General features: G+C 34.2%; 28 protein-coding genes and 1 pseudogene. 24 read left to right on the forward strand and 5 right to left on the reverse strand.

What is annotated here, in order from left to right:
- Positions 1-11: 11 nt before the first annotated feature.
- Positions 12-668, reverse strand: coding sequence for a hypothetical protein (locus tag AW729_RS04325; RefSeq protein WP_162685789.1), 657 nt, complete (start codon positions 666-668; stop codon positions 12-14).
- A 1-nt stretch (position 669) separates the two neighbouring features.
- Positions 670-1,353, reverse strand: coding sequence for a type I 3-dehydroquinate dehydratase (gene aroD / locus AW729_RS04330; protein WP_112123952.1), 684 nt, complete (start codon positions 1,351-1,353; stop codon positions 670-672).
- 98 nt (positions 1,354-1,451) lie between these two features.
- On the opposite strand from aroD, the gene AW729_RS04335 reads away from it, so the two are divergent.
- From AW729_RS04335 to AW729_RS04365, 7 genes are all read left to right on the forward strand, one after another.
- Positions 1,452-2,180 (forward strand): hypothetical protein, encoded by a 729-nt coding sequence (locus tag AW729_RS04335; protein ID WP_112123953.1) that lies wholly within the window; start codon positions 1,452-1,454, stop codon positions 2,178-2,180.
- A gap of 205 nt (positions 2,181-2,385) precedes the next feature.
- A complete protein-coding gene (gene sucD, locus AW729_RS04340; protein WP_112123954.1) occupies positions 2,386-3,246 on the forward strand; it encodes a succinate--CoA ligase subunit alpha in 861 nt (286 codons plus the stop codon).
- A gap of 214 nt (positions 3,247-3,460) precedes the next feature.
- Positions 3,461-4,642 carry a hydroxymethylglutaryl-CoA reductase (NADPH) gene (gene hmgA, locus AW729_RS04345; protein ID WP_112125229.1) on the forward strand — a complete coding sequence of 394 codons (1,182 nt, stop codon included), beginning with the start codon at positions 3,461-3,463 and terminating at the stop codon, positions 4,640-4,642.
- On the forward strand, positions 4,639-5,289 hold the full coding sequence (locus tag AW729_RS04350; RefSeq protein WP_236951262.1) for a TIGR00267 family protein: 651 nt from the start codon (positions 4,639-4,641) through the stop codon (positions 5,287-5,289). The genes hmgA and AW729_RS04350 overlap by 4 nt, the downstream gene beginning before the upstream one ends.
- Before the next feature lie 314 nt (positions 5,290-5,603).
- Positions 5,604-6,803: a threonine synthase gene (thrC, locus tag AW729_RS04355; RefSeq protein ID WP_112123955.1), complete on the forward strand. Its 1,200-nt coding sequence runs from the start codon at positions 5,604-5,606 to the stop codon at positions 6,801-6,803.
- A 143-nt stretch (positions 6,804-6,946) separates the two neighbouring features.
- The gene (locus AW729_RS04360) at positions 6,947-7,585 is read left to right on the forward strand and encodes a stage II sporulation protein M (protein WP_112123956.1); all 639 of its coding nucleotides are present in this window, start codon (positions 6,947-6,949) and stop codon (positions 7,583-7,585) included.
- 15 nt (positions 7,586-7,600) lie between these two features.
- Positions 7,601-8,146, forward strand: coding sequence for an adenylate kinase family protein (locus AW729_RS04365; RefSeq protein ID WP_112123957.1), 546 nt, complete (start codon positions 7,601-7,603; stop codon positions 8,144-8,146).
- Positions 8,147-8,262: 116 nt separating this feature from the next.
- Here AW729_RS04365 and AW729_RS04370 read toward each other — a convergent pair whose 3' ends face one another.
- Positions 8,263-9,747, reverse strand: coding sequence for a TrkH family potassium uptake protein (locus AW729_RS04370; protein ID WP_162685790.1), 1,485 nt, complete (start codon positions 9,745-9,747; stop codon positions 8,263-8,265).
- A gap of 779 nt (positions 9,748-10,526) precedes the next feature.
- Here AW729_RS04370 and AW729_RS04375 point away from each other — a divergent pair.
- From AW729_RS04375 to ftsY, 17 genes and pseudogenes are all read left to right on the forward strand, one after another.
- Positions 10,527-10,793 carry a ribonuclease P protein component 4 gene (locus tag AW729_RS04375; protein ID WP_236951273.1) on the forward strand — a complete coding sequence of 89 codons (267 nt, stop codon included), beginning with the start codon at positions 10,527-10,529 and terminating at the stop codon, positions 10,791-10,793.
- An 18-nt stretch (positions 10,794-10,811) separates the two neighbouring features.
- Entirely contained in the window at positions 10,812-11,075 is a 264-nt protein-coding gene (locus AW729_RS04380) for a YhbY family RNA-binding protein (RefSeq protein WP_112123960.1), read from the forward strand.
- 63 nt (positions 11,076-11,138) lie between these two features.
- Positions 11,139-11,576: a 30S ribosomal protein S19e gene (locus AW729_RS04385; RefSeq protein ID WP_112123961.1), complete on the forward strand. Its 438-nt coding sequence runs from the start codon at positions 11,139-11,141 to the stop codon at positions 11,574-11,576.
- Between the two features lie 31 nt (positions 11,577-11,607).
- Positions 11,608-11,964 (forward strand): DNA-binding protein, encoded by a 357-nt coding sequence (locus AW729_RS04390; protein WP_112123962.1) that lies wholly within the window; start codon positions 11,608-11,610, stop codon positions 11,962-11,964.
- A 21-nt stretch (positions 11,965-11,985) separates the two neighbouring features.
- Positions 11,986-12,576 (forward strand): asparagine synthase-related protein, encoded by a 591-nt coding sequence (locus tag AW729_RS04395; RefSeq protein WP_112123963.1) that lies wholly within the window; start codon positions 11,986-11,988, stop codon positions 12,574-12,576.
- On the forward strand, positions 12,569-12,724 hold the full coding sequence (locus AW729_RS04400; RefSeq protein WP_112123964.1) for a 50S ribosomal protein L39e: 156 nt from the start codon (positions 12,569-12,571) through the stop codon (positions 12,722-12,724). Before AW729_RS04395 ends, AW729_RS04400 begins: the two co-directional genes overlap by 8 nt.
- A 38-nt stretch (positions 12,725-12,762) precedes the next feature.
- Positions 12,763-13,008, forward strand: coding sequence for a 50S ribosomal protein L31e (locus tag AW729_RS04405; protein WP_112123965.1), 246 nt, complete (start codon positions 12,763-12,765; stop codon positions 13,006-13,008).
- 226 nt (positions 13,009-13,234) lie between these two features.
- The gene (locus tag AW729_RS04410; protein ID WP_112123966.1) at positions 13,235-13,903 is read left to right on the forward strand and encodes a translation initiation factor IF-6; all 669 of its coding nucleotides are present in this window, start codon (positions 13,235-13,237) and stop codon (positions 13,901-13,903) included.
- A 2-nt stretch (positions 13,904-13,905) separates the two neighbouring features.
- Positions 13,906-14,130 carry a 50S ribosomal protein L18Ae gene (rpl18a, locus tag AW729_RS04415; RefSeq protein ID WP_112123967.1) on the forward strand — a complete coding sequence of 75 codons (225 nt, stop codon included), beginning with the start codon at positions 13,906-13,908 and terminating at the stop codon, positions 14,128-14,130.
- 25 nt (positions 14,131-14,155) lie between these two features.
- On the forward strand, positions 14,156-14,575 hold the full coding sequence (gene pfdA / locus AW729_RS04420; protein WP_112123968.1) for a prefoldin subunit alpha: 420 nt from the start codon (positions 14,156-14,158) through the stop codon (positions 14,573-14,575).
- A gap of 232 nt (positions 14,576-14,807) precedes the next feature.
- Positions 14,808-15,005 (forward strand): annotated as a pseudogene (locus AW729_RS11750) (Ig-like domain-containing protein); the annotation flags it as partial.
- Between the two features lie 1,038 nt (positions 15,006-16,043).
- Positions 16,044-16,493, forward strand: a complete 450-nt coding sequence (locus AW729_RS04435; protein ID WP_112123970.1) for a hypothetical protein — start codon at positions 16,044-16,046, stop codon at positions 16,491-16,493.
- 25 nt (positions 16,494-16,518) lie between these two features.
- Positions 16,519-16,761 (forward strand): hypothetical protein, encoded by a 243-nt coding sequence (locus AW729_RS04440; protein WP_112123971.1) that lies wholly within the window; start codon positions 16,519-16,521, stop codon positions 16,759-16,761.
- A 27-nt stretch (positions 16,762-16,788) separates the two neighbouring features.
- The gene (locus AW729_RS04445; protein WP_236951263.1) at positions 16,789-17,079 is read left to right on the forward strand and encodes a hypothetical protein; all 291 of its coding nucleotides are present in this window, start codon (positions 16,789-16,791) and stop codon (positions 17,077-17,079) included.
- Positions 17,080-17,958: 879 nt separating this feature from the next.
- Complete coding sequence (locus AW729_RS04450; RefSeq protein WP_112123973.1) at positions 17,959-19,140, forward strand: ATP-binding protein; 1,182 nt, start codon at positions 17,959-17,961, stop codon at positions 19,138-19,140.
- A 374-nt stretch (positions 19,141-19,514) separates the two neighbouring features.
- A complete protein-coding gene (locus AW729_RS04455) occupies positions 19,515-20,603 on the forward strand; it encodes a metallophosphoesterase (RefSeq protein WP_112123974.1) in 1,089 nt (362 codons plus the stop codon).
- Between the two features lie 477 nt (positions 20,604-21,080).
- Positions 21,081-22,460, forward strand: a complete 1,380-nt coding sequence (gene ftsY, locus AW729_RS04460; RefSeq protein ID WP_394339564.1) for a signal recognition particle-docking protein FtsY — start codon at positions 21,081-21,083, stop codon at positions 22,458-22,460.
- A gap of 504 nt (positions 22,461-22,964) precedes the next feature.
- Here ftsY and AW729_RS04465 read toward each other — a convergent pair.
- Both AW729_RS04465 and AW729_RS04470 read right to left on the reverse strand, forming a co-directional pair.
- Positions 22,965-23,645, reverse strand: coding sequence for a trans-aconitate 2-methyltransferase (locus tag AW729_RS04465; RefSeq protein WP_112123975.1), 681 nt, complete (start codon positions 23,643-23,645; stop codon positions 22,965-22,967).
- An 11-nt stretch (positions 23,646-23,656) separates the two neighbouring features.
- Positions 23,657-24,469, reverse strand: coding sequence for a DUF368 domain-containing protein (locus AW729_RS04470; RefSeq protein ID WP_112125232.1), 813 nt, complete (start codon positions 24,467-24,469; stop codon positions 23,657-23,659).
- Between the last annotated feature and the right edge of the window lie 240 nt (positions 24,470-24,709).

Genomic DNA, 24,709 nt, shown 5'->3' on the forward strand with positions numbered 1-24,709 from the left:
CTTCTTTCTAATTATATTTTTCTATCAACAGCATCCAAGTAATCTACTGATTGTATTATTGATTCACATACATTTGGTATTTTTGTATCGAGAAATTCAATTATTTCATCTTCCGTTTTATTTTCTGATTCATCACAAAAAGAATAATCAAGAGCAGTTGAGCAAATCCAATCATTTATCCATGACTTATCTATATGCATCAGTGGATAAACGACATCATTCTCCAAGCTGTTTGTTATCTTATTTCCTGTTATCATTAAACTGATGTAATCCGATACAAAGTCATTGATACACAGGGTACTTACCAGTTTATTTGCCTCGTCAATGTTGTCAGTTAGCCGTATCCCATACTTTCTTTTATATGGTTCCAGGACCACCTTCAACAATACACTTTCAACACTACCGTCATCTTCTATATAAAGTATGTCCCTTGGCATTATCTGATTTTTCACAGTCCTTGATACCTTAACGCATATCTTCTGGAATAGCTTTGATCTTATCACTTGAATATCTGGGTAGGACTGGTGAAACTCGTCCTCCTTCTTTCTTGAAAATCTTGAGAACTTAAGGTTATTGACGTATATCTCCTCTTCATAGAGACTGACATATCTTGTATCAACGCCCAACTTGTTAAGTGTCTTTATTAGCATACGCTCTTTATCATCCATATTAATCATGCTTCAACTGTTTTATCATTTCAATTGTCTGATGAATATCCAACTGTCCGGGTGCGGATTTGTTTCCAACCGATGCATATGTTATGGGTGAACCCATTATCGGTGCGACAATCCTCGTATATGTACCCAGATTGTCCATACTTATGGCAATTAGGTTATCGTTTTCCAAAAGCAGCCTTAAAATCACATACGTATCTTCAATGCTGTTGGGTTTAACAGCTATTTTAGCTATATCTCCCATGCCTGATGCCTCGTCTATAATCTTCTGAAGGCTGTCAAAGTCCATCGTTTGTGAAAAGTTATGATAGGATATGATTGTCTTATCGGCGGCATCGATTACCCTTTGAATAAGATCTTTTTCCGTGAAGAGTTCCACATCCACGATATCGGCCAAATCGGCATTATCAACGAGTATTTGAATACGCTCACCTTCGCTTCCCTCAAAGAATCCTCCCTCAAGCTTGGTCCTGTTTGTAAGTATTATCTTTTTATCGGTCAAATGCTTTACCTGACCCAGCAGTTCTTTGGCAATGTGAGTGTTGACATCATCTATCAAATCCAATCTTAACTCGATATAGTCTATATCCTCATCTTTTATCATGTTGACTGTCTTAATAATGTCTTCAATGTTATTATCAGTTATTGATGCACATACATTGGTTTTAATTTTTATCATCCCATTTATTTGTTTTGAAAATCATTCATCTTATTAATTAATATATTGCTAATAATAGAAATATATAACATAAGTTAAATTGTTGGGGGCAGATTTATATGAAAATGATTTGTATGGGACTGGACATATCGGATAATGATATTTCATGCAGCAAAGATATTGTAAATAATGTGGATGAATCGTTAAGTGAAATTGTTGATGATAATGTTATATTTTCAAAAATTACCAATGTAACAGGTGATGACATTACCGTTACCACAATCATTAATGATGATTCATCAAGAGATGCCACCAATAAACGGGTATATGACATACTCCATGAGAATGCGTTGGGATTTGATGACTTGGATGGTGTGGCAGAAAGTATGGCTGATGCCGGTGAAGGTATAAGCTATGCCGAGATTGAATTGAACCGGGATTTCTACCCTGATGCGGTGGTTGTGGCATTTGACACGTATTGTGGTGAATCATTCGTATCAGATGTGGCATTGAAGGCTACAAAGGCAATTGAGGGTATGGATAATGTTGGATGCGTATCATGCAGCGTTGTGGATGATGTTAAGAAAATCCCCGGTGTTGGATATGTATCACAAGATACCGATGACCCTGTTATTGTGGCTAGCGTTGAAAATACCGGTGATGTTGGAGTTGTAGCGGGAGCGGCCATTGGTGCAATTCTCGGTTATCAGAACACCTATCTTGTCAAGAGAAATACCCCCTGCAATGTCATACCGGGCAGTGCCATCTTCAGTGTCAGTGCCATTATGAACTGTAACATTATCGATTTATCACATGCGTTTATACATAGATGCAGAGTATTGGAATGAATCACTTATTAATTCTATCAATACAATTATTAAATTATGGATTTTTTATTATGGTTAAATGCTTAAAATCCCCATTATCATATGTAAAATAAACTTTTTATATGATTAATGATAAAAATATATAATGAATATAATAAAGAAAGTGTAAGTTTAAGAATTAAACTTAATCATGTTAGAAAAGTTTTAAATAAAAGGAGAGATTTAATTGATTTTACTTGATGAAAATACTGAAGCTATTGTACAAGGAATTACAGGAAAACAAGGAAGTTTCCACACAAAAGAAATGTTAAAATACGGTACCAACATCGTTGCAGGTACCAGCCCTGGTAAAGCAGGACAAGAAGTAGAGGGCATACCTGTATACAACTCAGTTGAAGAAATCAAAAAACATCACCCTAACATAAACGCAAGTATAATCTTCATTCCGGCACCATTTGTAAAAGATGCCGCATTTGAAGCAATATCCGAATTAGACCTTGTTATTATCATAACAGAACATGTGCCTATACAGGACTCAATGGAAATAATCAAGTACGCACAGGAAAATAATACCACAGTAATCGGACCAAATACTCCAGGTATCATCACACCTGAAATCGGTAAACTGGGAATTATGCCGACACACATATTCAACAAAGGAAAAGTTGGACTGGTATCAAGAAGCGGAACATTAACATATGAAATTGCCAGCCAAATAACAGATGCAGGACTTGGTCAAAGTACATGTCTTGGAGTAGGAGGAGACCCTGTAACAGGTATGGACTTCATTAGTGCATTGGATGCATTTGAAGCAGATCCTGAGACAGAAATGATTGTACTTCTTGGTGAAATAGGTGGAATAGCCGAGATTAAAGCGGCAAAATATGCACAGGAAAACATATCCAAGCCAGTCATATCATTTATTGCAGGTGTATCAGCACCACTAGGTAAACGTATGGGACATGCAGGTGCAATCATCGAAGGTACCGACGGTACAGCCCAACATAAAAAGGAAATCATGAGAGAATATGGAGTACATGTAGCCGATGTACCTAGTGAAATCATTTCAATAATTAAAGGATTATAATTAATTTACTAAAAAAACAATTTTTTAACATGAAAAAACAAGCATCATTACACGCTTGTACTCTTAAACTTCAATTTTTTTAAAGTTCTCGTTTTAACATAAATATAATAAAATACTTATCTGATACAAACAAGATATTTCAATAAGATAAAAAGCATTTATTACATGTGAACATGGGGGATTAATAGTGGACTTAAATATAGATGAAATATTAATGAAATTGGAAAGTGGTGAAATAAAGATTCATCAACTGGAAAAAATATGTGACAGTGCTAACCAGGCAACAGACATCAGAAGACAATTTATTGAAAACAAGACGGACACAAAACTGGAACACATCGGAAGCTATTCAATCGACATGACGGATACGTCCAAAAAGAATATTGAAAACCCTATCGGTACGATACAAGTACCAGTAGGTGTAGCAGGACCACTTAAAATAACAAATGATGAAGAGACAATAAATACATATGTGCCATTGGCAACAACTGAGGGAGCATTGCTTGCATCAGTAAACAGGGGTTGTTCAGTTATCAGACGTTCCGATAACTGTAAGATATCAATAGTCAACAACCAGATGACAAGGGCACCTGCCATTAAGACAAAATCAGTATTCGAGGCAAACAAGCTAAAAAAATGGATTGAGGACAACTTCGATAAAATCAAGCAATTGGCTGAAACCACTACAAGCCACGGCAAATTACTCAAGATAGATCCAATAGTAATCGTGGGAAGATACGTATATCCACGTTTTGTATACTATACCGGCGACAGTATGGGTATGAACATGGTTACAATAGCCACTGAGACAGCCTTATCCCTTATTGAAGAGGAAAACGACATCCAGGTAATAGCATTGAGCGGTAACCTCTGTGTTGATAAAAAGCCTTCCGCCATAAACATGGTTGAAGGTCGTGGAAAAAGCATAGTGGCGGAGGTAACCGTTCCCAAGGAAATAGTTGAAAAGACCTTGAAGACCACTACCGAAGCCATCGTAGAGGTAAACTATGTTAAAAACCTATTGGGTTCTGCCATAAGCGGCAGTTATGGTTTCAATGCACACTTTGCAAATATGGTGGCGGCCATATTCCTGGCATGCGGTCAGGATCCGGCACATGTGGTTGAAGGAAGTATCGGAATTACCTCAGCCGAAAACAAGGACGGCGACTTATACTTTAGCATAACACTTCCGGATTTACCTGTGGCCACTATCGGTGGAGGTACAAGACTTGAAACCCCATCAGAATGCTTGAACATGATGGACTGTAAAGGTTCGGGTAAGGTCAACAGATTTGCAAGTATCGTGGCCGGCATTGTACTGGCGGGAGAGTTATCCCTTGCAGGTGCACTTGCGGCAGGTCATTTAGCTCGTGCTCATAAGCAATTGGGCAGATGAGCTTTGAAATTCAAAGTCAGACAAAATATATTTATGAAATAAGAGTTAGATTAGATATGAAGATAACATTAAAGCAGATTATTAAGGATTATATAGAGTTAAGCAGGTATGTGGCGTTAGGATCGCTTGACGGCATATTGACCGTACTGAGTATATCCCTTACGGCTGCTGTTGTAGGAATAACAGGCGGCACTACAGTCAATCCATTGACAGTGGGATTAACCGGACTTAGTGGTGGTATAGCCATAGCATTATCCAACGGTTTTGGTTCCTATGTAGGTGAACAGGCAGAAGAGGGAAAGGTTATACGGGAACTTGAAAACAAGATGCTTCTTGAGGAAAGAACACTTGACGATACGCTTATTCACCAACAGGCAAAGTATCGTGTATTCATGAGTATGCTTACCCATGGAAGTGCCAGCTTTATGGGTTCATTCATACCGTCAATACCTTTCTTCATATTCAGTGACATATACACCGCACTTACGGCCACCCTTATAGTGTGTTTCAGTATGATGATTATACTCGGATGCTATCTCGGCAGAATATCCAAGGAGAGCATGACCAAGACAACACTAAAAATCATCAGTGTGGGTGTGCTCATTGTCATAATCAGTTATCTCATGGGCGGAGGACATGGAGCATAATAAGCCCCATTTTATTCTTTTTTTTAAAAACCAGCATTTTTTATCCCTTATTTTACCATTACACTTTAAATAATAAATCATTATCCCTACGGATAACTATCAATTACATTCTCTTGAAATCTATCTATAAGTTTCAATTTAAATTATCAAATTCAAGAGGCCATTATTCCATCCAATAGACTAGGCAGTTGCCCTTTCTTATGATGAAAAATTAATAGGGATATCCTAAAACATATTAGTTATAAAATAGATAAGTAAATATATAATATAAAATTGTATTATTTTTACTAATAATATTCAGAAGGAGAATTTAAATGATTAGATGTATATCATGTGGAGCAGAATACGACGATGATGAAATAATATACACTTGTAAAAAGTGTGATTCAATCCTTGAAGTTGAAGTTAATGTAGATAACATATCCAAAGACATATTTGAAAACAGACGTGACAACATATGGAAATATAAGGAATTCCTACCTGTTAATGCCGATAACAGAATAAGCTTGGACGAAGGTGGAACACCATTTTGTAAATGTGACAAGATAGGAGATGAACTCGGAATAGACCTATACGTTAAAGTTGAAGGATCAAACCCTACCGGCAGTTTTAAAGACAGAGGTATGAGTGTAGGTACAACAAAGGCTGTGGACTTGGGTGTTGGAATGGTGGGTTGTGCATCTACTGGTAATACATCCGCATCATTATCAGCATATGCTGCACGTGCAGGACTTAAATGTGCAGTACTGCTTCCGGCAGGAAAGGTTGCTTTAGGTAAACTTGCACAGGCCATGTTCCACGGAGCAAAAGTGTTTGGTGTAGATGGAAACTTCGATGATGCATTGAAAACTATCACCAAACTGGCATTGGATGGTGAATTATATCTTTTAAATTCAATTAACCCTTACAGACTGGAAGGTCAGAAGACCATAGGTATGGAAATAGTACATGATCTTGGATGGGAAAGTCCTGACAGAATAGTACTTCCTGTGGGTAATGCCGGAAACATATCCGCTATCTGGAAAGGTATAAGCGAATTTAAAGAAGCCGGATATATGAAAGATACGCCTATGATGACCGGTATTCAAGCCGAAAACAGTGCACCAATAGCAAATGCGGTCAAAGCAGGTACCGATGAGGTAATACCTGTAGAAAACCCTGAAACCATTGCAACCGCCATCAGAATAGGAGCACCTGTAAGTACCCTTAAGGCTATGCGTGCCATTAAGGAGTCAAACGGAACTGCCGAAACTGTTACTGACGATGAAATACTTGATGCACAGAAATACCTTGCAAGAACAGAAGGAATCGGTGTGGAACCGGCTAGTGCAGCATCTATTGCAGGTCTTAGAAAACTTGTTGCCAATGGGGATATCGATAAGGGCGAACGTGTCGTATGTGTCGTTACAGGTCACGTGCTTAAAGATCCTAATGTGGCAATTGAAGCATGTGAAGAACCAACACAGGTATCATCAGATCCCGAAGCAATTAGAGACGTTATAAGAACAATGTAACCCCTACACCCCCACTTTTTTTTAGATGGAATTTTTCAATTTCATAAGCATCCTACCATAATCATATTAATAAGTATTTCTAAATTAATATTAGTACGTTTTAACGAAGCCAAAAAATTAAAAAATAACGGGAATCAATATTTATGATTACAGGATATTTGAAAGAAATTTATAACATGGAAAATCTAAGGGGATACTTCCATAGAAACAGAAATTACATCATAGTTGTAATTGCCATATTTGTCATATCATTGATTATCGGATATGTTTTCAGGGACGTGTTCGCAGATTACGTGATTGAAGCCATCAGGAACATGGCAAAAAACATTACAAATGATACATCCTCCCTATCGCTTGGCATATTCCTAAACAACTTAAGGGTAGCATTTATTATCATATTGATGGGATTTTTGTTTTCAATATTTTCATTGATGATACTCTTTACAAATGGTGTGCTGATAGGATTTATGTTTACAATTGTACCGGCACCATTGATGCTGATTTATACATTGCCCCATGGAATATTTGAGATACCTCAGCTAATTCTGACTGTGGTATGTGCACTGCTTGTTACAAAGCTTGAAATCAACCTTATTAAGGGAGTGCTTCAACGTGACAAAACATTCAAGGGAGAAATAAGAAATTCGTCAACGATAATAAAAGACATTATACTTAGCATTACGATTATAGTGGTGCTTCTTGTCATAGCAGCCCTCATTGAAGGATATGTGACACCAGTTTTAGGTGGGGCTGTAACCAAGTTTTTGGGAATAACCTTTTAGGGGAGTTTTGATACGATGATGATAATAATTACCGGAACGCCGGGATGTGGAAAGACGACCATTTCAAAGATACTGTCAAATAAAATAGATGCAAAACTCATAAGTATCAATTATCTGTTGGACAATTATAATCTAAACCTTGGTACTGATGAAGTGCGAGGATATAAAATAGTTGATGTGGATAGGATGAATCCGATTGTTGATAAAATAAAGGAAGACAACACTGACAGGACCATCATCTTCGAGGGTCACCTTGCACAGGACTATCCAAATGCCGATAAAATAGTCGTTCTTAGATGTAATCCAACAGAACTTGAAAAACGATTAAACACGAGAGATTGGACAGATAAGAAAATCCATGAAAACATTGAAGCAGAAATACTTGGAATATGTACCCAGGAAAGCTATGAAACATATGGAGATATTGTCCAGGAAGTGGATACAGGCACCAGGACACCAATGGAAGTGGCAGAAGTCATTGAAGATATAATAAACGACAAAAAAGAATATCCGCTGGGTGAGATTGATTACCTTGAGCAATACTTCCACATGCTGAATTGACCAAACAACATATCCCTGTGAATATAAACCCCACAATATGGCTTAATTATATACATTAAGCCAAAAAAACTGTTTTTTTAAAAAAATAATAAAAGAAGCAATATAGAAAAATCATCCTAATTGTCATGTCTTATGTTAGAAATGGCAAATATCGGTAGAATTACCGGCCATATCCCTATTCTTCCAGCCCAAAAATCAAATATTAATACTAACTTGATAATCAATGGAAGTGATGAGTCAATGTATGATGGTGCAAGTCCTGTATTGCCCACTGATGCTGCAACAACTGAAACCGCCAGCTGTATATCCCGACAATGTATAAGCACTATTGCCGTACTTACTATAAACAGCAAAACATACAGAAATATATAAATGTGTATGATGCTGATTGTTTCGGATGAAATCTGCCGGGATTGTCTGTCGTGGAAGACCCTTCTTTTGATTACCATATTTTTAGGCAGGAACATGCGCTGGACTTCCCAGATTATTGACTTGAACATTATTATTATGTTATATATCTTTATTCCACCTGCGGTTGAACATACACATCCTCCTATAAACATTAGCAAAACAAGTATGCTTGTACTAAAGGGTGTCCATAGGTTTATGTCGGTTGTTGAAAATCCCGTTGATGTCAATACGCTCGTTACCTGAAACAGGGAATGTCTCAGTACCATTATTATGTCATGATTATAGAATCCTTCAAAATACAGATTCAATGCTATTACGATTGTGGCCACTATTATTATCGTGAAGAATACCCTCAATTCCACATCCTTTATAATATTGGACCAATCCCTCTTCATTAAGCGGTAGTGTATCAGAAAATTCGTTCCTCCCATAATCATCAAAAGCAATGTCACCAGTTGTATGAACGGATTGATGAAGTCATCAAGATTTGTCGGATTTACGGAAAATCCACCGGTACCCAGTGCGGTGAATGAATAGCATACCGCGTCAAAGGGACTTAATCCCGTAAGAAGATATAATGTTATTCCGATGATTGTCAGTACAAGATATATTTTTATGAAGTTTTTTGCATTGTGAACTATGTTCGGATTTATCTGCTCAGTTTTTCCTTCGGCCAGATATAACCTTTTCAAATTGGATATGGATGGACTTATCACCAGAAGCAAGAAGATTATACCCAAACCGCCGAACCATTGCAGTGTGCTTCTCCATATGGCAATGGAGTATGGTAGCAATGAACTTTCATATAATGTAAATCCGGTTGAGGTTATACCAGACATGCTTTCAAAGTATGCGTCAATGAAGGATAAATCCCCCGATATCAGAAAGGGCAATGCCGAAAAGAGTGTTGTTATTAACCATATTAGCATTACAAAAAATAGCGATGCCTTCAGGGACAGTTTCACATTCTTATCGTATTCGGTTTTATAGTACAATATTACTCCGACGATTATGGAAAGTAGTGCTGAGATTAGAAATGAATATAGGTATTTATCCGGATCATGAAATATCAGGGCATTTGCTATTGGAATTATCATGAACATACCCAATACCATCAGTACGATTGCAAGATAATATGCTATGATATTATATTCATTTGCCTTAATAGTAACCGTATTAAATACTTTCATTGTATCCCCTTTTGAAAATAAAAAAGTAATATATAAAATCATTTTAATATTAGTTTTTATAGTTATATAAATTTAATTATAAAAATTACCATAATCTTTGTATAAAAAAATATGAATGTAATCTATTACTTTTTATAAAATAAGATAACTTGAAAATCATAGATACAATAATCAACAAATCTTGGCCATATATTGTTATGATTAAAGATTTACTTGAATTTAATAAAAATAATTATTTTAAACAATTTTCTAATTTTTGTATTTTTGAAAAGAACAATTGGAATAGATATTTGATTTAAAGATTTTTGTATGATTTCATTGCCATTCTGATGGAATATGCCGAATCATAAAATAGGATTATTCTTAATTGATATTAGAGTTGAAGAACATTTTTAATAAATTTCCGATAAAATACCCCCCGACTATTATTATAATGATGGAGCATAATGACAAATCAGCCATAATGGAAATAAAAGAATATGACAGTAATTTGTGAAAGATTTCTTCCACATGAATCAGGTTATCGGCAATATCCAACCCACATTTATGGCAACTTTTTTAAGGAAAATTAGATTTTTTACATAACAAGCAACATAACATATTTAAGTAATGTAAAACATAAATTATATTATTGTTCTTAAGTTACTATCTAGATTTTATGCTTGTCATAAAGTCATTCCTTGCACTTAAGAAGAATATTCTATACTTTTTTAGAGGATTAGATATTTTTGAGTAGAAGAAAACGACCAAAATGGACAAATACTATCGCCTTAGAGCGTATGGAGATTTTATTTAATCTCGCCGAGAAGGAGTTTTCAAATCACCCGGAAAGATCTAATCGTTATGTTAAGTTAACTCGTAGTATCTCTACTAGATATAACATTACATTACCACATTATTGGCGAGGAAGATTTTGTAAAAAATGTAATTCATTCCTCAAACCTGGAGCTAACTTAAGAGTAAGACTTTCAGGTGATTGCATATCAAGAAAATGTCTTGAATGTGGACATACAACGAGAGTATTATATACTCCTAAGCAAGATTAGGTATAAAAGAGTGATTATATGAGCAAAATCCAAAACAAAAAAGAAATAATGAGAAATTCACTAAACGCTGTTGAAATTAATATTGGAAAAAACGGTATTAATGAAAGCGTATTTGAGGAAATCAGACGTCAGCTTAAAAATGGTGAAATCGTCAAGATACGATTTACTAGAAGTATCGCATCCAATAAGGATGAATTTTTAGAAGAAATCGTTACAAATACGAAAAGCCAACTTGTTGATGTCAGGGGCAATGTAGCCGTATTATATAAACGTAAGAGATGAATCTCTAAAAGATTATAGTCTTTATTTGATAATATATTAATTTAATAGGAGGCAAATTAAACCATGACAACAGCATTCGATGTACCTGCTGATAGTTTAATTAGCGCAGTAAGTAAAGAATTAAAAGAAAATGATAAAATTAACGAACCTTCATGGGCACAGTTTGTAAAAACCGGTGTACATAAAGAACGCAGACCGGAAAACCCAGATTGGTGGTATGTGAGAACTGCTGCATTACTAAGAAGAGTATATGTAGATGGTCCTGTAGGACTTAGCAGATTACAAACCAAATACGGTGGAAATAAAGATAGAGGAACCAACCCTGAAAAATTCAGAAAAGGTAGTGGATCTATAATTAGAACAGCTTTAAATCAATTAGAAGAAGCAGGATACGTACAGAAAACCGAAGAAGGTAGATGTGTAACACCTGCAGGTCAATCTTACTTAGATAACAAAGCAACCGAATTAATTAAGGACATGCCTGAATTATCAAAATACTAAGTATTGAAATGTATATTGGAGTTGTATTATCATGAGTGAACTTGATGATATTAGGCGTAGAAGAATGGAACAGTTAAGACAACAACAAATGCAAATGCAACAACAACAAGGTATGGATTACCAGCAGATGCAGCAAGAAGAGCAAATGAGACAACAGTACGAAGAACAGAAAAAACAAGCCTTAAGACAAATATTAACTCCCGAAGCACGTCAAAGACTAGCAAATCTTAGATTAACCAAACCGGAACATGTAAATGCATTGGAGATGCAGTTAATCCAACTGGCCGAAGCAAGACAGATTCAGATTCCAGTTAGTGACGCTACCCTAAAGCAAATCTTAAGACAGATGACTGGTCAAAAACGTGAAATTCACATTACAAGAAAGTAAAAATAGATTCTGTGTATTCTTATGAAAGCAGCTATTACTTATAGTGGAGGAAAGGACAGTTCATTGATGGCCGTCATATTGGATCGTTTAGGCTATGAGGTGGAATTGATAACCGTAAACTTTGGAGTATTCGATTCTACAAAACCGGCAACAGAGTCTGCTGCAAGTCTTGGCTTTAAGCACAAGGTATTGGAGCTTGATGAGCAGATACTCTTTGATGCAGTGGATATGATTATCGAAGATAACTTTCCAAACAACGGCATTAACCATATTCATCATAGCGTTCTTGAAATACTTGCAGACAGTTATGACATTATAGCTGACGGTACCAGACGTGAGGACAGAATTCCAAAGATGAAGTTTAACGAGATTCAAAGCCTGGAGGATAGGAAAAATATCCAATACATTAACCTAACAGGTATTGGCTATAAGACTATCAATGATGTGAGTGACAACCTGTTCATTTTACAGAAGGCTGAAAGTGACATCCATAACAGCAGTGATTATGAGATGGAAATAAGAGTCCTGTTAAACGAGAAAGGATATGACACCGATGAAATCTTTCCAAGACACATTCAATCAAGAGTTATAGGATGGAATAAAAATGAGTAAAAATAAAAAATTACCTGAAAAAATTAGATTAGCTAAAAAAACCAAACAAAACAGAAGAGTTCCTATATTTGCAATGATGAAAACATCAAGAAAACTAAGAACTCATCCAAAAGCTAGACAATGGAGAAGAAGTAAAATTAAAGTATAATCTTAATTTTATATTTAAAGCTATTAGGAGTGTATATAATGGAAAGAATTTACACAATCCCATTAAGGGATGTTAAAAGAGTACCTAGAAACAAAAGGTCACCTAAAGCAATGAGATACATTCGTGAATTCATAGAAAAACATATGAAAGCTGAAGATGTAATCATTGACCAATCAGTTAACGAAAAAATATGGGAAAGAGGAATCGAAAAAATCCCATCAAAAATTAAAGTTAAAGCTGTTAAAGAAGATGAAACAGTGGAAGTAACATTAGTAGAAAACTAGACATTTTTTTACTAATTTATGCTAACTATGAGATTATATATTACTTAAACAACCTTTATCATATAATACGAGTTACTAAAGGCTTAAGTAGTAAATGTATACATGTAAATAAGAGAACTTAATCACCTCTCTGCTACTTAAATATAATTTAATTGTTTAAGAGATGGGCAGTTGAATTATATTGTTACATTAATAATCAAATTAAATTCACAGATGGAGTGAAAATATGATACAACGTTTTGACATAGATGGTAATCCTAACTTAGGAGTATCCATACTAGCAAAGGATAATGTTGCTATAGTTTCTCCAGGACTTCAAGATTCATATACCAAAAGTATTGAAGAAACACTTAAAGTACCAATTATCAAAACACCAATCTGTGGTAGTAATCTAGCAGGAGCATTAATGGCTGGAAATTCAAACGGTCTAATTGTATCACCACATATCTTTTCACATGAATTAGATATTATTCGTGAACATGATATTAATGTTGAAATAATGCCTGATAAATTAACTGCAATAGGAAATATTGTTGTGGCTAATGATAATGGAGCTATTGTACATCCGGACTTATCAAAGGAATCAAGAAGGATTATCCGTAAGACACTGGAAGTAGAAGTCACAGAAGCTACCATAGCTGGTTTTGATATTGTGGGTTCAGCAATAGCTGCTACTAACAGGGGTGCGTTAGTACACCCAGATGCAACGGATGAAGAATTGGAACTTGTTGAAGATGCACTTGGAGTGACTACTAAAATTGGTACAGTTAACCGTGGAGTTAAACTCGTAGGAGCATGTATCATTGCAAATTCAAATGGAGTCATTGTAGGAAATAAAACTACAGGACCGGAACTAGCAAGGATTGACCAAGTATTTAACTTATTTGAGGAATAATTATGATAACTAAAATCTTTAGAGTAAAAGGAAAATTATTAGATATTGATAAAACAAAACCATTTACAAGAGAACTTAAAGGTATTACAGAAGACGATGTTAAAGAAAAATTATACTCCGACTTCGGAAGTAAACAACGTCTTAATAGGGATAAAATAATTTTTGATGAAATTATTGAAATTAGTGCTGATGAAGTTACAGATCCTGTTGTAAAAGATTTATTATAAAAGCTGTCAGTAGGAGTGTATCATTATGGATGATAGACAAAGATTAGAACAGATGGTCACAGAATTAAATCAACTACAGCAGCAGGGTGAAACAATTGCTCAGCAAATTGAACAGTTAAACGTTTCACTCAAAGATATTCAAACAGCCGAAGAAGCCGTTAAGGGTATCGAAGGTGCGGTGGGTAAGGAAACCCTTATACCAATCGGTGCCGGATGCTTTATTACCGCAGAACTTAAATCAGAAGATGTGCTTGTTGGCGTGGGTGCTGATGTTGCAATAAAAAAATCACGTGAAGAAACTGTTGAAACACTATCCAAGGACAAGGAAGAAGTTCAAAAACTAATCTCTTCATTGACCGAACAGTTACAGAAAATCAACGATTACATTGCACAGAAAAGACCTGAAGCAGAAAGATTAATGCAGCAAGAACAACACGTACATTAATCTTCTTTTTTAACCTTCTTTTTTTACTATTTTTGTATTGATTAGTATTTTTTTCCATATTTATTAGAAAGCTGTTCCAATTATTTTTTTTAATATGTTCAAATGGGTGTCATGAAAATAATAATATATACTTATTTAAAATGATAACTAATCATATATAATAAATTAAACTCCTAAAGAATAAATAACCTCCATCTTTAAAATCACAATATCCTCCCCAGATAAAGCCATAATAAACAAGAACACACCTATAACAATCACTCTAAAAGATGAAAACAACCAAACATTAGCAAATCAGGAAATACTATTAACAATAAATAATGAACCCCAAACAATCACAACAAACGAACAAGGAACATACACCTATAATTATACACCAACAGAAATTGGAGACATAACAATCACAGCCAAATTCAATCAAACAAATGAATACACCGAATCAGAAAATACCATAACTATTACAGTAATAGAAACAAAATTAACAGTAGCCCCTATCAATTCACAAGTAGGCCAAAAAATTAACATAACCGCAAGAATTCTTGCAAATGATGAAACATACACATCAATCAATTCAGGAAAAATAATCTTCAAAGTAAACGGAAAAACCCTGAAAGATGCTGACGGTAAAGTCATATATGCCAAAGTAGTAAACGGTGTTGCCACCATAGAAAACTATGAAGTACCAAACAACTGGGCTAAAGAAGACAATACAATTGAAGCAGTATATTCAGGATCAACACAATGCGACAAACTAACAAGCGAAAAAGTAAACATAACAGTAGAAAAAGCAACACCAACACTCACCACGGCTGACATCACAGCTCAAGCCGGTGAAACAATCACACTCACAGCAACAATAACAGATGGTAACAATGCAATCAACACGGGTAAAGTAGTATTCAAGATAAACGGTAAAACAGTCAAAGACACTAACGGCAAAGTAATCTACGCCAAAGTCACAAACAACCAAGTAAACTTCACATACACACTACCAAGTGACATGAAGTCTAAGGAGTACAACCTGACAGCTACCTTCATCAGTAGCGACTATGATAAACTTGAAGATGTTAAGACATTAACAGTAACCGTATAACCACCCCCATTAAATGAGAGAATATAAATATAACTCTCATATAACCACCATTTTTTTTCCAATCATAATATTTCAACACCCCCAAATCAGTTATATGGACATATTAGCCCGACAAAGCATGTAATTTTTGATTTGAATTATAATATTCAAAGTATTTAAATAATATTCCAAAGGATTATTCTAGCTTAATATTAAAATGAAGAATAATGATTAGGATATTTCTAAATTCAAGTATCGAATAGAAATACAGAGATACCTGAAGAAGCATTTGAGGAAAAACCCACGTATAATTATAAAAAAAAATTGTATAAAAAATATACAACTACAAAAGTATATAAAGAAGTATTGTATATAAAATATACATAGGTGATAGTAATGTTAAATGAAATACTTGGAGATTACCCCCAAATTAAAGTATTGGATTACCTACTGACAAATCCTTTCGCAGAATTAAGTAAATTACAACTTGCAGTCGGAGCAGAAATTTCCAGAATCACATTAAATAAATTTATTGATGACATGATAGATAAACAGTTGATTATAAAGTGTTCAAACTCAAAATATAAATTAAACATAGAATCACCGATTATTATAAAATTAAATATGATACTGGATGAATTAAATAAAATCGCAATAACAGAAGCAATGAAGTACGCTGATGAACCATATGATGAACTAAGTGATGAAGAATTAGACATGATATGTGATGAAAATGCACCCGACGTGGACTTATACAAGTTGGAAAAAGAAATAATGAATACAGAAAATTACAATATCCTCATCGAAGACAATAAGGAAAAATATCTACTGACAATAGAACGATAATCCAAAAAATAATGAGGCGTTAATTATGGAAAATGAAAATATACCCGTAAGCAATATTACAATTAACCCCCAATCTGAAATTATCCACACATCATCAGTAGGTGTAGGTGGAGATTCAGAGGAAATAAGAATATTATTATTCAACAAAAGAATAATATCCCAAGAAAACAAAATCGAAATCACCACCGAATCCAATACACAAATAGTAATGAATAAAAAAACAGCACTCCAATTGAAAGAACTGCTGGAAAATTATCTAGAAGAATAAGAAAAAGAATATTTTATGGTGATTACATTGGGATTGAAAGAAAATGAAAAAACAGAAATCAGAAAAGCTATCCTATTCTTCTTATATAGAAATCATTACTGGCAAAAAAGACACACTCCCATATCCAATATTTGCAATAAACTATCAAATCATCCCTGCAAATACATCAACAAAGAATTAAAAAAATTATATAAAGATAAACTAATCAGATTTAAAAAAACAAATCATGGTACAGATGTTTTTATGAATATCCACAAAAAAACAGAAATTGAAGAAGAAATAAAAGACAAACTAGAGCAATTAAACAGATGGCAATAAAAACACACGACAACAAAATCTGACCTAGATATCTATCAAATTAACAAATTCAAAAAACCTCTTCATCTATAGAAAAATAATCAAATAATACAAATATGAATCAATACCACAATAATCAAGGGTGATAAATTCATCAACACAGCAAGGTACGCCTCAAAATTAAAATAAACCAATCAAGAACTCAAACAGCAAAGTAATCTACGCCAAAGTCACAAACAACCAAGTAAACTTTACATACACACAACCAGCCGATATGAAGACCAAGGAGTACACCCTCACAACTACCTCATCAGTAGTGATTATGATAAACAGAAGACGTTAAAACATTAACCATAACAGCATAAAGTACATATGATAAGAGAGCATACCCTCTCTTATACTCCCCTCCTTATTCTGATTCTAATACCCATTTTTATCATCACAAAATTTTTATTTCGTTATGTAATTAGTATACCGAAGTAAAAAAATACAACACAACACTATCAAAAAAATAACACTACCTATCAAAACCAACCCCCAACTCAACAGCAACCCCATCACATCTTTTTTTAAACAGCAAAAAAATAATCATTTCACATTAGAATTTCCGAGATTAATGCCTGTTTTAATATAACAATCATGATAAATGGAGTTTATTACCTTTTATATGTGGTTATGTTGGTGTATTGATTGATGATTGGTGAATGATGTTATAATACCTATATCAGAAGGGTTCTGATATTGATTGAACTGATTTCTCATCATATAATGCAATGTGTGTTTTTTACATTATAATGAATTTTCCATTACATAATGCAATGTGTGTTTTATACATTATAATGAATTTCTCATTATATTTATATAAAATGTTTTCAAAAGATATTAACAAGGTGTTTTACTATGAGAAATTTACCATTGGGAAATGATAATGACTTGGATCAAAGTCAATTTTACAATAGAACAGAAGAAATTTCATTTATTAAAGATAATCTGGAATTGGCCAAGAAAGCTTCGACCCCAACGATACTGCTGACAGGTATTAGAGGAGTTGGAAAAACCGCTCTAATGAAAAAAATAAAAAAGGATTTGGAGAATGATTATTTGGTTGTATACATGGACTTGTCTGCTATGGATAAATATAAAAAGGATAAGCTGACACGCTTTTGTTTCATGAAACTATTCTATGAATCATTCATAAGAGCATGTAACGAATCGGATATCATAACTGTTGACAAGAGAATTATGAAGTTTTTCAAAACACGTAATTTTAAATTTGATAGACTGGAATCAGTCAACGATATTCCGGTTCCTATTCTTAAAAGCCAAGAGGATTATTCCAAATTTACTGATTTTGTCATGAATCTGCCTCAAAAAATTTATGATGATTACCTTAATGACATTGATGGCGTTTTAATATTCATGGATGAATTTCAAATACTCAAGCAACTTGATGAAGATGTAAATAGCTTTCTATGGTATATCCGAAGCGTTATCCAATCACAAAGAAATATCGGTTACATATTCTCGGGAAGTATGAGCATTAAGGATGAACTGATATCTGATATAGCAGGTCAGAAAGGTGCTTTTGGTGGAAGAATATTGAATTATGAAATTAAAACATTTTCCCATGCTACTACAAAATCTTATTTAAATGAAAAAGCTGAATATCTACAATTTACTGATGATGGTTTTGACAGGTTCTATAACTGCACTAAAGGCATTCCATTTTACATCAATACTTTTGCAAGATTATTACCACCATTTGAACAGTTGGATGAAGAAAGAATAGTAAGTGAATTTAAAAAGAGCCTCCCATATTTGCTAATCCACCTGACAAATGAATGGTATAAACTAACAGCCCAGGAACAGAGAATAATCACGGCATTAGTTGATAAGCCACTACGTAGGATTGAAATTGCAAAAAAGCTGAATGTCACCAGTGGAGCTATTGGTGCATCCCTAAAGAGATTACAAAACGAAACATTGATTGAATTAAATAATGGACAATACCAAATATATGATTCCATCTTCAGAACTTGGCTAAAAATGGAATATGAAGAAAAAGGGGATTATCCCTACTGAAACGTTATCACTTGCTGATAAAGACTTCATCATATTTTTAGTCCATGAACAAAATCAAATACTTCAAGTTGAACAGAATCAATATCATCTATCTTAGATACTTCATTAAACAACATTTAAACATCAACACTATAACAGTAAAGTAATTATATGTTTTAAATTAAACATATAGTCATTAAGAAGGAAAGTGATAAACATGTTCAAAGGTTTTTATAAAAGTTTAGAAAAACTATCTAAAAAGTTAACACAAAAACAGGAAAGAATTGATAAAGAAAAAAAATACAGGGTTAAAAAGGATAGAAAATAACTTACCTTTACCCATTAATTATTTATATTACCCAATTAACAATCAATAACTATTTTTTGGTGAATTTATGGACTTTAGAACTCGAAGAGTTTTACTTGGAACTCCTTTCGTTATGATATATGAATTTTTTGCATTCAAATACTTCTTTAGCCTATTTATGACCATGAATAATTTATATCTAATTCCTCTGATAGTAATTTTAGAAGCCACTCACATCATCCCAACATTTACCGAAAGGAAAAAATCGTCTAAAATAGGCAGATATATGTCCACATTCTACGGAGTATATGAATGGTTTTTGATGATGCTGTTTTTATATTTAGTGATTTTCTACGGCATTGGAGCATTTGTTGTGCTTCCAAAATCGATTTATTTAATGGCACTTGCAGTGATTATGGCAATAGGAGTCTATGCATATATACATGCACATAAGATAATCATCAAAGAACATGTACTGGAATTTGACAAGATAGATAAAGAGTATAATATACTTCACTTCTCAGATGTGCACTTCGGATCGGTCAGACACAAAGAACTCATCAAGGACTTATCATGTAAAATACAGGAAGTGGAGGATAAATGTGACTTGGTAATCATCTCAGGTGACCTTACAGACGGTTCATCAGTAATAGAGGAGGATGACATGATGGCCCTCAAAAACATTACGATTCCGGTAATCTTCACCTCAGGTAACCATGACTATTACAGGGATATTGAAAGTGTTCATAGAGCATGCCAAAAAGCCAATATCATAATACTGGAAAATGACAGTTATGAATATGAAGACCTGAACATATACGGCTTGAGCTATAGCTTCGGTGACATTCCAATGCCTACACGGGATGAACTTAAAAGTGCTGTCAAAGAGGATAAGCTGAACATTATCAACTTCCACATCCCTAACGGGTGGGATGAATTTACAAATATGGGATTTGATATCCAGCTATCAGGACATACCCATGGCGGTCAGTTTTATCCTGTGATACCTTTCGGCAAACTAATCTATGAGGGACATAATATGGGCCTTTTTAAAAAAGTTATAAATAACAAGAATCATTACCTTCATGTAACTACTGGCGTTGGCTCCATGGATGTTCCTATGAGGTGGGGTACCGACTCTGAGCTGGTAATTTTAAAATTGATTAAGACAAATTAACTTAATATTTTTCAATTACTTTTTATCCTATGAAATACATATATAATAACAGTATAATTCAAAATTTGAAATATTAATAAGGATTGTGAGAAATTGTTCGATTTTTTAAAAAAGAAGTTAAATAAAACCATTAAAGATGCTTCTGAGTCTACAGAAGAAGAAATGACACAACATGATAAAGAGTTTGCAAAAGATTTGGATAATCTCGAAGAAGCATTTAGTTCTATTGAAGATAAATATTCAAAGGATTCATCTGATGAAGAAAAAGTAGAAGAGGTATCGGATGAGGATGAAAAGACTATTCCTGAAGATGGTGATGAAAAAGAGGACAGCATTAGCGATGAAAGTACAGGAGTAGAAGAAGATGCTCCTGAGGCTGAAGAGGACTCATCAGTCGAAGAGAGTGCTCCTGAAGAATCGGAAGACATAGATGAAAGCAAAGTGGAGGAGGAATCAGCATCCGATGATGAAGAAACAATAGATAAAGAAGATGAAGAAAGTGGTCCGGAAGATACTGATGAGGATACTCAAGAAGAAGGCGAAAAGGATACTGATAAAAAGGATTCAGAAAAGTCTGATACGGTAGATAAACAGAAAACTGAGGAAACAAAAAAGGGCAGATTCTCATTCTTCAGACGAAACAAAAAAGAGGAAGAAAAACCTGAGGAAAGTGACGAAGAGGATGAAAAAGTCGAAGAGGATATTGCTCAAGATGAAGAGGACACATCCGAAGATACATCCGATGATGTGACGGAAGAAACATCTTCAACCAATGAAAGTACTGAAGAAACTAAAGAAGAAGAGAAAAAAGAAGAGAAAAAGGGCAGATTCTCATTCTTCAGACGAAACAAAAAAGAGGAAGAAAAAACGGAAGAGGCAAAAACTGAAGAAAAAACCGAAACAACAGAGGAAACTACTCAAGATGAAGAAGACAAGAAAGAACCTGCTAAGCAAGCCAAGAAGGATGAAGAAGAATCCGGTGGAATGTTCTCATTTATCACCAAGAAGACCATCAAGGAAGATGACATATCAGATATACTTGATGAACTGTTCATGTCACTTCTTGAAGGTGATGTGGCATATGAAGTTGCCGACAGAATAGTTGAATCTGTAAAAGAGGACCTTATAGGCAAGAAAATCCAACGTAGGGGAGATATGGAATTATTCACCACAAACGCATTGAAAAAGGCCATTACAGAGATTATTGATAATGGTTCCTTTGACCTATTGGGTGAAATTGAAAAGTCAAAACAGAATGGCGAACCTTATAAGATAATGTTTGTAGGTATAAACGGTACTGGTAAAACCACCACCATAGCCAAAATGGCTACATACCTTGAAAAACATGGATACTCCTCTGTATTTGGTGCATCAGATACATTCAGGGCAGGTGCTATCGAACAGTTAGAACACCACGCCAAGAAACTTAACCTGAAAATCATCAAACACGAAAGAAACTCTGATCCTGCCGCTGTAGCTTATGATGCCGTTGAACACGCCAAAGCTACAGGTAAAAATGTCGTACTCATCGATACATCCGGTCGTATGCAGACTAATGCAAACCTCATGGATGAGATGAAGAAAATCAAAAGGGTATCCCAGCCAGACTTTGTGATGTATGTGGGTGATGCACTTATGGGTAATGATGCAACCGAACAGGCAACGAAATTCAATGAAGTAATTGACATTGACGGTATCATACTTACAAAGGCTGATGCAGATGCTAAGGGTGGAGCGGCATTATCCATCGGACATGTAATCCATAAGCCAATACTCTTTATCGGTACTGGTCAATCATATGATGATTTAATGGAATTTAAACCGGAATGGATGATTAATCTCATATTCGAAGAATAAACCCCCATTTTATTTTTTTAAAACTTTAACCTGATTTTTATAATATAACTGTTAGATACTCTTATCCAGCTTACTAAAATAGATATTTTATTAAGTTAAATAGTTATATCAGCAAAAAATAGTTTTTGTATATACTTAAAATATTTTTATATAAAATACTGTGCTTTCTACACAAAGCACTCACCTGAAAATAGTATGGAACAATTCCTGCATAAAGCATGACAAGAAACTCGTTTCAATAGTCCAATAATTATAGTATAACCATGATAATTATAAACATCTAATCAAATATGTTAAAAAGTAGTTTTAATGTACCAGTCAACAGCACATAAAAATGCTGTTGACTGAAAAAATCTAATCAATAGTTGTAATTATCATATTTCGAAATATATTATGTAAAGATAATTACATTAATATTTCTATGTATACTAATTTTTATAGTTATTCTAAAATATTATCAAAAAAAGATAAGAAAAATTAAATTAAATTAATTTTCCGATTGGGTTATCGTTTGGTTGCACCGTATACGGCATTGCCGTAATATTTCCAGATGACATCAATATCCTCAAAACCCGCTTCTTCAAGTAGATTTAAGTGTTTGGTTAGCGTGATTGGTATATCATTGACATGCCTTTTATGTCTATGTTCACTGATATCCTGAGAGGATACCCCATTGTCTTTCATGAACTCATCAAAGACTTTCTGATTTAATTCTTCGTTATATTTACTGGCAGCCTTTATCACATCAGCGTTATAAAATACGCCCCCATTATTTAATGCAGCATATATGTGTTTGTACATCTCGAGTTTTGCATCATCAGATGGTATGTGATGTAGTGCGAGGGAGGATATGATTGCATCATAATTATCGATGATGTCAATTATCGTAAAATCCCCCAGCACGTATTCAATTGAATCATAACCGGATAACTTCTCTTTGGCCAACTCCAGCATATTTTTTGATAAGTCAAGGCAAGTCACATGTGCCTTCGGATATCTTTCAAGAACCTTCTTGGTTATGTTACCTGTTCCACAGCCAAGATCCAATATCCTTAAATCCTCTTTATCGAAGGGTATTGCTTTTATCAGTGCATCAATCATTTCATCATATCTTGGTATATTCTTATATACATTATCGTCAAAGTTTTCTGCTTCATTATCAAAGTGTTGTCCCAATTTTGACATTTAAATTCACCTTATATTATTTCATAGTTAAATTTGGTATCAACGAACAATACTATGAGCATTCCTATTATTCCTATTACCAGGCAGATAATTAATGAGAACAGATCTCCCATTACAATGTTTTGCATCGGCACACGTAGTGAACCCAACATTATACCGATTAATGCAGCTACTGTTAACTGTTTATGATTTTCCAGTAGGTATTTTATTATTCTGCTCATTATCATAAATCCACAGACTGCCCCTCCTACGAATACGATTATCTCCACTATTGATATTCTGTGAAGTACATCTATCATGTATTCATATTGACCCAACAAGAGAAGTAGTGATGAACCTGAAATTCCGGGAAGCAGCATTGCACATATGGCTGTGAAACCTGATATGAAAAGTACGGGCAGTGAATGTGATGCCTGTAATGGATTCAATCCAACAAATAGGTATGCGAGTATTGCAAATATTATTGTGGTCGTTATTGCCTTTATGTTCAACGCATCCAATTGCTTGTAGAGTATGTATATTGATGCAAGTATCAAACCTGCAAAGAAGGAATATGTATATCCTGCATAGCTTCCCAGTAAAAAGTTTATCACTCCGGCCATCAAGACCATAGCCAGTACTACTCCTAGACCCAATGGTATGAAGAATTCAAAGTCAACCTCCTCAAACAGCTGATCTTTAAATCCTTTCAGATCCGCCTTGAGCAATGGCTTTAAGAATAATAGTTTTATATTACTTATGGAGGCTATTAACTTGTCGTATATTCCGGTTATTAATGCTATAGTACCACCGGATATTCCCGGCATGATATCCGATGCTCCCATTAAAAATCCCCTAAGGAATATTTTAAGTAAGTCCATATAATCTGTCATGTCTTTTTCTCCCCCTTATAAAAAATTAATAATTTAGATATTAATAGTTATATAAATTATATGATATATTTTTAATTAATATATCTGTGAAAAAGATCAAATTTTGATAGAAAAAAATATCTTTTTATCATATTCATATAACAGTTAATTAAAATCGCATATTTTATCCAAAACTCCAAAAATCCCCATATT

This window comes from Methanosphaera sp. BMS (assembly GCF_003268005.1).
GTDB lineage: Archaea > Methanobacteriota > Methanobacteria > Methanobacteriales > Methanobacteriaceae > Methanosphaera.

Coding starts and splice junctions, on each gene's coding strand:
- AW729_RS04325 (WP_162685789.1), bottom strand. CDS start 668: ATGGATGATAAAGAGCGTATGCTAATAAAGACACTTAACAAGTTGGGC.
- aroD (WP_112123952.1), bottom strand. CDS start 1,353: ATGATAAAAATTAAAACCAATGTATGTGCATCAATAACTGATAATAAC.
- AW729_RS04335 (WP_112123953.1), top strand. CDS start 1,452: ATGAAAATGATTTGTATGGGACTGGACATATCGGATAATGATATTTCA.
- hmgA (WP_112125229.1), top strand. CDS start 3,461: ATGAAATTGGAAAGTGGTGAAATAAAGATTCATCAACTGGAAAAAATA.
- AW729_RS04350 (WP_236951262.1), top strand. CDS start 4,639: ATGAGCTTTGAAATTCAAAGTCAGACAAAATATATTTATGAAATAAGA.
- thrC (WP_112123955.1), top strand. CDS start 5,604: ATGATTAGATGTATATCATGTGGAGCAGAATACGACGATGATGAAATA.
- AW729_RS04360 (WP_112123956.1), top strand. CDS start 6,947: ATGATTACAGGATATTTGAAAGAAATTTATAACATGGAAAATCTAAGG.
- AW729_RS04365 (WP_112123957.1), top strand. CDS start 7,601: ATGATGATAATAATTACCGGAACGCCGGGATGTGGAAAGACGACCATT.
- AW729_RS04370 (WP_162685790.1), bottom strand. CDS start 9,747: ATGAAAGTATTTAATACGGTTACTATTAAGGCAAATGAATATAATATC.
- AW729_RS04375 (WP_236951273.1), top strand. CDS start 10,527: ATGGAGATTTTATTTAATCTCGCCGAGAAGGAGTTTTCAAATCACCCG.
- AW729_RS04380 (WP_112123960.1), top strand. CDS start 10,812: ATGAGCAAAATCCAAAACAAAAAAGAAATAATGAGAAATTCACTAAAC.
- AW729_RS04385 (WP_112123961.1), top strand. CDS start 11,139: ATGACAACAGCATTCGATGTACCTGCTGATAGTTTAATTAGCGCAGTA.
- AW729_RS04390 (WP_112123962.1), top strand. CDS start 11,608: ATGAGTGAACTTGATGATATTAGGCGTAGAAGAATGGAACAGTTAAGA.
- AW729_RS04395 (WP_112123963.1), top strand. CDS start 11,986: ATGAAAGCAGCTATTACTTATAGTGGAGGAAAGGACAGTTCATTGATG.
- AW729_RS04400 (WP_112123964.1), top strand. CDS start 12,569: ATGAGTAAAAATAAAAAATTACCTGAAAAAATTAGATTAGCTAAAAAA.
- AW729_RS04405 (WP_112123965.1), top strand. CDS start 12,763: ATGGAAAGAATTTACACAATCCCATTAAGGGATGTTAAAAGAGTACCT.
- AW729_RS04410 (WP_112123966.1), top strand. CDS start 13,235: ATGATACAACGTTTTGACATAGATGGTAATCCTAACTTAGGAGTATCC.
- rpl18a (WP_112123967.1), top strand. CDS start 13,906: ATGATAACTAAAATCTTTAGAGTAAAAGGAAAATTATTAGATATTGAT.
- pfdA (WP_112123968.1), top strand. CDS start 14,156: ATGGATGATAGACAAAGATTAGAACAGATGGTCACAGAATTAAATCAA.
- AW729_RS04435 (WP_112123970.1), top strand. CDS start 16,044: ATGTTAAATGAAATACTTGGAGATTACCCCCAAATTAAAGTATTGGAT.
- AW729_RS04440 (WP_112123971.1), top strand. CDS start 16,519: ATGGAAAATGAAAATATACCCGTAAGCAATATTACAATTAACCCCCAA.
- AW729_RS04450 (WP_112123973.1), top strand. CDS start 17,959: ATGAGAAATTTACCATTGGGAAATGATAATGACTTGGATCAAAGTCAA.
- AW729_RS04455 (WP_112123974.1), top strand. CDS start 19,515: ATGGACTTTAGAACTCGAAGAGTTTTACTTGGAACTCCTTTCGTTATG.
- AW729_RS04465 (WP_112123975.1), bottom strand. CDS start 23,645: ATGTCAAAATTGGGACAACACTTTGATAATGAAGCAGAAAACTTTGAC.
- AW729_RS04470 (WP_112125232.1), bottom strand. CDS start 24,469: ATGGGAGCATCGGATATCATGCCGGGAATATCCGGTGGTACTATAGCA.